An 8,562-nucleotide genomic window follows, 5' to 3' on the forward strand; every position below is an offset into this window, starting at 1 on the left:
CTTCTCTTTGGCCAACGATACCCACGACGCCACCCTGGTTGAGGTTGGCCATGAGTGGGGCGCCTTTGAGGGTAAAGGAATCGTAGAGTTCTTTTGTTTCCTCTTCTAGATCCGGGTGGGCGCGTTTGTCGAGTTCGGGGCGCCAGTCCCGGTTGCCGGTTCCCACCCTGGTGAGCAGAAAGTCGGCGGAGTCTGCTCGGCGTTGCCAGAGCTGGGTTGAGGGTAGGGCGCTGCGGCGCAGCACGGTGGCGTTATCGGGGGTTAGTTCTTCTCTGCGGGCACGTTCTATCTCTGCGGCTTCTTCAAGGTCGCGCTCAAAGTCTGCCAGGGCGCCGGCAAACCGTTCTTCTTCTGCGGCCAGCTGTTTCTTGTAGCGGTGTTTACCTTCAAACCAGGTGCCGATGAGCACGAGCGGGCTGAGCAGGGCAAAGACCGCGAACCTGAGGTTACCCATGATGGTGACCATGGCAGCTGCCATGACTAGGGGAGCTAGCACCACTGCCAGGTTAAATCTGGAGTTTTCTGTGACCGGTTCTCGTTTGGGGGGAGTGACGTAACCGGGGAGCTCTGGCAGGGCTGGGCGGGGCGGGCGGTTGAAAGGAGCGGTTCTAGCGGGTGTGAGGTTGTGTAGGCGCCCGGGGGCAGGTGCTGTGAACTCGGTGAGGTGGGGCTGGAAAAACAGCGTGGAGCCGCCGGCTTGTACCTCTGCCGGTTCGGTAATGGTCACCGGGCTACCCGCTTCAAGTTTTTCACCCTGCAGGTAGGTCCCGTTGGTGGAGCCGCTGTCCTTGATCTCTAGCCCGTCGGGGGTAAGGGTGGCGGTGAAATGCTCCCAGGAGGCGCTACTGGTCGGCAGCACGATGTCCGCTTGCTCTGACCGGCCAAAGACCATGGGGCGGGTGCGGGTGACCGGTTTGATCTCGCCTGTTTCTAACCCGGCACTGACGCTCACCACCCACCCCGGAAGAGTAGTGGTTTCAGGTAGGGGGGAACGCGCGATGCGCGAGCCTTCTAGCAGGGGCAGTTTCTCTAGCGTATCTTCTGCCTGTGCGAGGTGAGCGTCGATATAGACCTGCTCATTTTCGCCCAGCCGTGGCCCTCCTACGGCTTCAATCAGCTCGCCGAGCGTGGTGCTACCGCGCCAGCTATCAACATGAACTGAGCGGTGCAGAGAATCAATGCTTATGTGAATGCGCATAGGAGCCCTTTGGCTGTGGGAGGGGCAGGGAGGTGGTTAGGAGGCTGCGAACCAGACGATATGCGCCGATTCATCCCTAGGTGACGTGCGAATGGTGACATCCTCCAGCGTGGCGGAGAGCAGGGCCGGTGAGCCTGCCACTGCGTGCGGCTGGGAGAAATCAAGACCAGCGGCGGTGATGCCATCGGACGGGGAGAGGGTTAGCGTTCCCAGCTCCTTTTTGATATCTTTGGGTTTCGCCGAAGGTGCCTTTTCGGTTGCTCGTACCAGGGCTACAACGGCGTCGTGGCTTCTGGCGTCTGCGCTAGCTGCGACGTCGCTAAACGGCTGTTCGCCCAACGGCCCGTGGGCATCGGGGGAGTCACCCAGCATCTTGACCATTTGCAGGTAGGCAGACATGGAACGGCCCTGACCGTCGGCTTGCAGGGCTACCGAATCGCCGGTGTTAAACCCTACGGTCATAGCGTTGATGACGGTGGAGGGGTTGTCCCGGGTGAAGGTTTCGCTGAAGGCTGGGCTGGTGGCTTCGTTGCCGAGCACGATGCTGGCCTGGGTGCCTGCCTCTTGCAGGGCGCGGGTCAGTCGGGCCTGTGTGTAGGAATCTGCGTTGATGAAGATAGCTGCACCGGCCTTACCATCAGAGATACGGCGGGCGATATCTTGGGCAGTCTTATCGAGATCGCTAGAACTGTTGACCGTTACGGTTTCTTCTGCCCGCACCTCTGGCCCGGGGAAGCTTTCCTGGTCAATACGAACCACGCGGGAGGTGCCGCTGTAGTGGCTTTCGAGCAGGCTGGTGACGTCGCTGGGTGAAGGCGTCAGTGACCAGGCTCCGCCTACCGCGTCGGTGTAGGGGAGGATGACGGGGATCCCGCGTTCTTCGGCAGCCTTAACTGCCTCTTCTACGTGGTTGCCGCGGGAAGCGATGACGATCCCTGACACGTTCTGCTGTGCCAGAACCTCCACTGCCCGCGCAGCGCCTGCTGAGGTGCCTCGGTCATCCTCGGTGATAAGGGTCAGGTTGGCACCAGAACGGTTGAAACGTTCGATAGCTACCTGCGCTCCTGCCGCAGCTTGGTTCCATTCAGAGCCCTGCGCACCTTCGTTACCTACCGTGAGAATCAGGCCGATGGAGGAGCTACGGGCTTGCTCTGAGGCAGTGAGTTCTACGGGCACGGTGACTGCCACCGCGGCGTCCTTTTCTTGGCCCTGGTGCTTCACGATCGCTGCGACAACCAGCCCCACAATCAGCAGGATCAGGGCGAGTGGTACACCGATATTGAGGATTTTATTCTTCATCGGTTACTGCTCACCACCGATGGTGAAGGTGTAGATGGTCTTGACGGTGGCACCTGAGGACGCTGAAAGGTGGAAGGCAGGCAGAGCAGAGAGCTTGCGCAGGGAGGCGTTGTACTGCTCCTGCTTGAGGCGGATCGCACCCATATCCTCTTCGCGGATTGTGGCGTACTTTTCTGCATTCTGGGTAGCCAGTGAGAGCTGGTAGTCGGCGTTACCCGCACTACCCGCGTTATTTTGCAGGGAGCCAAGCAGTCCGGAGCCGTTGACTGAGGTGTCACCCACGTCCAGCATGAGTTTTTGCAGCTCGCCGGTGAGGGTTGCTGAGGCGCCGGCGACGTCCTGGGTGGCGGAGTCGTGGCTTTGCTGGATGCGCTCCAGGGAGGACTTAGTGCGGGCATCGGCTTCTTCTACCTGGCGCTGGGCGGCGGCGTTGAGCTTATCGCCCTGCTCTTTCAGCAGCACTTCGGTGCCGGTTGAGATGCTCTCTGAGGTGCCGGTGAGGTTGGTGACCTGCTGGGAGAAGAGGTCGGTAATAGTCAGCTCACTGTCCGTGCGCTGCTGGGAGACGTTACGTGCCTGGGTGGCGAGGATGCTGCTGATCTCTTCAGCATTTTCAGCCGGCGCAGCTTCGATGATCTCAGCTAGAGCGTCGTTGAGTTTCTGCTGCTGGGCTGAGAGATCATCGAGGCTGGTGGAGAGGCTATCAAAGCTGGCGTGAAGCCCGGGCATGGCATCTTTAACGGCCTGGACGCTGGTGTCGGGTTCAGCCGGGGTTTCGGGGCTGGGCTCGGCGGTAGGTTCCTGGGTGGGTTCAGGTGCCGCGGTGGGTTCCTGCGGTTCGGGGGTTGCTGAGGGCGATGCAGAGGGGCTGGGCGCAGGTGACGCGGCTTGCTCTAGCAGGGTGCGCATGGCGGCAGTTTTTTCGCTGACCTGGGTGAGGTCTTCCTTTATAGCAGCGATTTTCTGGGTGGTCTCTGACTCTTCACCCGTCACGTCACTTGCGGTGAACACGCTGTTCCAGAGTTCTACCTGGTGGGTTAGACGCTGGCTCAGTGGCTGCTGGTAGTTCTCCGGGGTGGGGAGCTTTTCGTCGCTGGCGGGTTCAGCGATATCAGCGCAGGGGGTATCGGTTAGGTAGCCGCGCAGTCTCTCGACTTCCTCAGCGGGCAGTTTGCCTGCCTGTGCGGTGCCACCGTCTGAAAGCTGGCAGAGCTGGTCAGCAAGTTCCTGGTTCTGGGTGAGTATTGAACCGGTCTCGTCGGTGTCAACGTTGAGTTCGGCCAGGGCCTCCTGAGCGGTGGTGTTGATGCTGCCTAGCAACTCTTCAAGGTCAGCGATGTGATCGTTTGAAGCTTCGGTGTGCTGGTCAATGGCGTCCAGGCTGGCTAGTAGTTCTTGGGTAGGCAGGGGAGACGGCTGTGGGGTAGCTGTGGGGCTGACGCTGGGAGTAGGGCTGGGCTCGGTGCTGGGTGTAGCACTGGGGGTAGGTGAAGCTGATTCGGTGGGGGCGGGGGCTACGGGCTGCTGTAGCGCATCAACCTGCTGCTGCAGGGTATCGAGGGCAGCGCTGGCGCTCTGGTAGTTACCCAGAACCTCGCTGAGTGCACCGGGGTTCAGCTGTTCAATGAGCTGGTTGGTCTGCTGAGCGGACTGCAGCAGGCTGGCGGTGAGCACGACCTGGGAGTTAAAAACTGAGCAGGAGGCTGAGACTGAGTCCCTGCAGGTCTCCGGGGTGGGGTTTTCGGGGCCTAGCACGGTGTTGACGACCTCCACCACCTGGTCGCGACAGTCGATGTTGGCTTCGCTGTAGGCACCCAGGACGTTAGAGAGCTGCACCATGTTGGAGTAAACGGTGGAGCCGTTGGCGGGCTGGGCGATGTTGACTTCGCAAGTGCCGGCGTCAAAGACGGGGGCGGGAACATCGTCGCCTTCTTGACCAAAGAAGTTCTGCAGGGATTCAACGGTTTGTTGCATCTGGGCGACGAGTTCGTCTTGGGAGCCCTGGGCGCTTTCGTCCAGGTTAGTGCGCAGGCCTGAGAGCTTTTCTTGCAGGTCAGATAGCTGCCCGGTGAGCTGCTCTGAGCTCTGCTGCAGCTCTTGCACGGTGGAGGACTTGAGGGATTCTGAGGTGGTGTTGAGGTTATCGCGGATGTCCGAGATGGTGCTACCGGCGTCGGCAAGGGCCTGGTTGGCTTCAGCGACTACTTCAACGGTCTGCTGCATGAGTTCCATGGTGGAGTCTTGATTAGCACTGAATGCTGAGCTGACGGCTCCTGAGGAGGTCAGGTCATTGGTGAGACCCGGGTGCACGGCGATATTGAACTCGGGGACTTTCAGGTCTTCTGCCTGCAGGTTCACAGTGAAGGTGCTGCTGGCGCTGGTGCTGGGCCCTGCCAGGATTTTTGCCCACTGCAGGGTAGCGTCACCGTTCTCCTTGGTGCTGATAATGCCGTTGGTAGTTCCGTTGCCCACGGTGGCTTCTGAGAGGATGCTCTGCGGCTTGACGCCTTCGAAGGTGGTGGACGCAGCAACGGATAGGGGTGCCCCGACCAGGGTGCTCTTGGTTTTCTGGGTGCCCGCGACATCGTAGGTGAGATCCTCGGGCTGCACGGTGAGATTCTCCACGGTGATGTCGATGCTGACATCACCGGTGTAACCGTCTAGGTCGTTGAGGTCGTTACCGGAGCCGTGATCGGTGGTGTAGCGGGTGGTGATGCGCACGGGCAGGTCGTTGACGGCGTCCCGCAGGGCGTAGGTCTGCTCTTCGCTGGAGGACTTGCCACTGAAGGCGTCAAAGGAGACCACGGTGGAGCTGATGTCTGAGATTTCTGCGGACGAGGTGAGGCCCACGTTGACGTTTTGTAGCACGTTGGAGGCGTTCATCACGGCAGTGTTGTCTGAGGTGCACCCAGCCAGCATGAAGGTAGCTGCGACGGCCAGCGCCGATGCGGCTTTTATGCGACGTGAAGAAGTACGGCCGTGAGGACTTTTGTTGGTGAAAAGCATGCAGTTTCCGTCTCAGATGATGTGTGTGGAGCCGAAGTAAATACTAGCTTAGAAAACGTTGTTATCTCAGGGTTTTAGATGTATATCATCATCACTCCTAGCCGTGGTGAACTAGACTGTTGGGAGGTTTTAGATGAGTAATGTTTGAGGAGCTGGCATGGCAGCAACTGCCCCTGGGGCACCGCTGGGAGCGTCCTATACCCTGGTGAGTTTGGTAGGTAAAGGTGCCTCTGGCCAGGTGTGGTCCGTGCAGCATGCTCGCCAGAAAGCTCCTCTGGTGGCCAAAATTTTGCACTCTCACTTAGCTGAGGACGCCGCGGTGGTGGAGCGTTTTGTGCGGGAGCGTTCTGTGCTGATGGGCCTTGAGCACCGTCATATTGTGACAGTTCATGACCTGGTGGTTGAGGGTAGCACCCTGGCTTTGGTGATGGACTATTACGGTGGTGGGTCGCTGCGCGATGTGCTGGTGCAGCGGGGCACTGTGAGGCCTGCTGTGGCGCTGCGGCTAGTGGCGACCGTGCTAGAAACTCTTGCTTACGCTCATGGGCAGGGTGTGGTGCACCGCGATATTAAGCCCGATAACATCCTCTTTGAGGGTGAATCGGAGCAGTTGCAGCCGGAGGCCTTGCGGGTGACTGACTTTGGTATTTCGTCCATTATTAGGGCTGATCAGGCCAACACCACGGGGATTGTGGGCACCCCCTACTACCTGCCGCCGGAGCTTATTCAGAGTGGCACCAGTGGGCCTGCCGGTGATGTGTATTCCGCGGGCATTATGCTCTATGAGCTGCTGGCTGGGCGGACGCCTTTTGCCGGGGAGGGCACGGATTTCACGGTAGCTTACCGCCATGTGACCACCGAGGTGCCGCCGCTTGAGTTGCCTGACCCGGTGATGCAGGAGCTTCTGTCGCTGCTGGATAAGAACCCGGCGCGCAGGCCTCACCCCCTTGACGCGGCGGCTCGTCTGCGCACTTTAGCTGACCGGTTTGAGAAGACGCCGGCTTTGACCCCGGTTCAAGACCCGCAGGCCTTTACCGAGGCGCACCGCCCGCAGACGGTGGTGCGCGGCTTGAGCCCCGCACTGACCTCCGATGATATTCAGCAGGTGCAGGACCCCGACGCCCCGGTGCTTGGCGCGGCGGCGGGTGCAACGATCATTAGGCCCCAGCAGATTGAGCGGCCGGCTTACAAGGTTGAATACCCTGCTGATGATGAGGCTAAGGACGCTAAGAAGCCGCGTTCCAAGGCCCTGTGGCTGGGCGTTTTGGGGGTAGTCCTGCTGTTGGGAACGGGTTTTGGTATCTACTGGGCTGTTACTTCTAGTAGCGGCCCGTCGGAGCCTTTCAGTGCTACGGGTAGCCAGGAGTCACCGCTACCGACCGGTTTGTCGGTGCGCCGTGAGGCCACCTACAACCCCAGCTCTTCAACTATTGACCTCACGATTACTTACAGTGCCCAGAAAGCGCCGTTGTCAGGGGAGTTTCTGGAGGTTGTGCCGGTAGTGACCGAAGGGGCCTCTTGCCCCAATGTCACGTGGAGCCAGGCTTCTGGCCAGCGTAACCAGCCCATGGTGACGGACATGAATGTTGAGTGCGGCTGGACCTTGCAGGGTATTGATATTAAGCCTAACCAGCAGGTTGAGGTGAAGGGGTCTGTGGCGGCTGAGGTTGCTGATGAGCAGCAGTTGGAGGGCTGGCTTGAGCAGGTGTCAGAGCAGACCCAGCAGGCGATTGCATCTGAGGAGTACAAGAGCACTTCTTACCCGGTGCAGCGGCTGACGGATGTAGTGGTGAAGGTACCTGCTCGTACGGTGGGGCAGAGCGCCCTGCCTATTACACTTTTGCCGGTGTGGCCCAGCGGCGAGGACAGCCTCAATCCGCTCTTTTCGTCGGAGAGCGCTGGTAAGCCGTCGGGCATGTTGCAGGCGGTGGCTGGGGATGAGAACCCGGTGCGGTTCTCGGATGGTTGCGCGGGGCACCTGATGGTGGACGCCAGTGGCCTTAAGGTGACTGCTTTGTCGGTGGCGGATCAGTGCGCGGTGAATGCTCAGGTGGGTAATTTTACTGATCTGCGTAGCAGTAATTTCACGATTAGTACCAGGGACTAAACCAGTGCCGGTGCTTAGCCGATGGTGTGGCGGGTGGGGTAGGAATGATTAGTTTTCTTGTCCGAGAACTATTCAACAGGAGTCGTCGAAGTAATACCCTCCGAACTATAAGTATCATTACCCAGAGAAACGCCCCCAACCTGAAACTCAAACTTCTTGCCAACATTAGCCGCAAGGAACTCTGCTAATCCAGCCTCATTCATTCCTGCCGGTGTATTCATCTTAGAAACACTTAGATTTCCACACTCCTCAGTTTCTACCAGCACTGAAGTAGTAGGAACAGGACCCCTTGAACCACCACTAGAATTTGATTTAAGCTCCGCTGAAACCACCGTACACACCCGATGCTGGGCACCAGAATTATCAATAAATGATAACAAGACGGCCCCAACAACAATTAAGCCCAAAATAACACCAGTAACAGTACTAGCCAGTGACTTCTTTTTCTTACTCATACAAAAATGCTTTCTTGTGGCTAATTCAGCGACTCAGTCTCAACATTATCAACATGTTTTATCACCGATTAAATGATTTCCCTAAATCTTCAGTAGCCCCCTTTCCCACAGTAGTCAGACCACTATTATTAGCATCTCTTCGGTTCCATTCATCCAGATTAGTAGTCAACGCGTAGCTCCCCACACCCACCACATAATCCTTCGCACGGTCAACCCCATAATCCGCCACAGTATTACCAGTCTTCGGCACCACCGGCTTCAAACCACCCATCAAACCGCCACCACCAGTAGCCACAACCATACCCCCAACACTCCAATCCTCACGCACACTAAAACTACCAGCACCCGGCATCGTATAAGCCAAACCATTGGACACCCCACCAGCAGCAGAACCATTCACACCCTTACCCAACAAAGTCTCACCAAACCTCGCAGCATCCCCAGCCACATCAGCACGATTACCCCACAAGGTAGCCTTAGCATCAAACTTTGCATAT

At 58.5% G+C, this 8,562-nt stretch carries 6 protein-coding genes; 1 reads left to right on the forward strand and 5 read right to left on the reverse strand.

The annotated features are described in order from the left end of the window. The 3 genes from VVR27_RS11410 to VVR27_RS11420 form a co-directional block, all read right to left on the reverse strand. On the reverse strand, positions 1-1,198 hold a 1,198-nt coding region (locus tag VVR27_RS11410), incomplete at its 3' end, for an FHA domain-containing protein (RefSeq protein WP_368548472.1). A gap of 36 nt (positions 1,199-1,234) precedes the next feature. Further along, positions 1,235-2,497, reverse strand: coding sequence for an ABC transporter substrate-binding protein (locus tag VVR27_RS11415; RefSeq protein WP_368548473.1), 1,263 nt, complete (start codon positions 2,495-2,497; stop codon positions 1,235-1,237). 3 nt (positions 2,498-2,500) lie between these two features. Then, positions 2,501-5,503 carry a hypothetical protein gene (locus tag VVR27_RS11420; protein ID WP_368548474.1) on the reverse strand — a complete coding sequence of 1,001 codons (3,003 nt, stop codon included), beginning with the start codon at positions 5,501-5,503 and terminating at the stop codon, positions 2,501-2,503. Positions 5,504-5,660: 157 nt separating this feature from the next. On the opposite strand from VVR27_RS11420, the gene VVR27_RS11425 reads away from it, so the two are divergent. Next, positions 5,661-7,610 (forward strand): serine/threonine-protein kinase, encoded by a 1,950-nt coding sequence (locus VVR27_RS11425; RefSeq protein ID WP_368548475.1) that lies wholly within the window; start codon positions 5,661-5,663, stop codon positions 7,608-7,610. Positions 7,611-7,678: 68 nt separating this feature from the next. Here the strand turns inward: VVR27_RS11425 and VVR27_RS11430 are convergent, their stop codons facing one another. Next, on the reverse strand, positions 7,679-8,065 hold the full coding sequence (locus VVR27_RS11430; protein WP_368548476.1) for a hypothetical protein: 387 nt from the start codon (positions 8,063-8,065) through the stop codon (positions 7,679-7,681). Between the two features lie 61 nt (positions 8,066-8,126). Then, the coding region (locus VVR27_RS11435) for a hypothetical protein (RefSeq protein ID WP_368548477.1) at positions 8,127-8,562 on the reverse strand (436 nt) is incomplete at its 5' end.

Source organism: Rothia sp. LK2492, assembly GCF_040946345.1.
GTDB classification, from domain to species: Bacteria; Actinomycetota; Actinomycetes; order Actinomycetales; family Micrococcaceae; genus Rothia; species Rothia endophytica.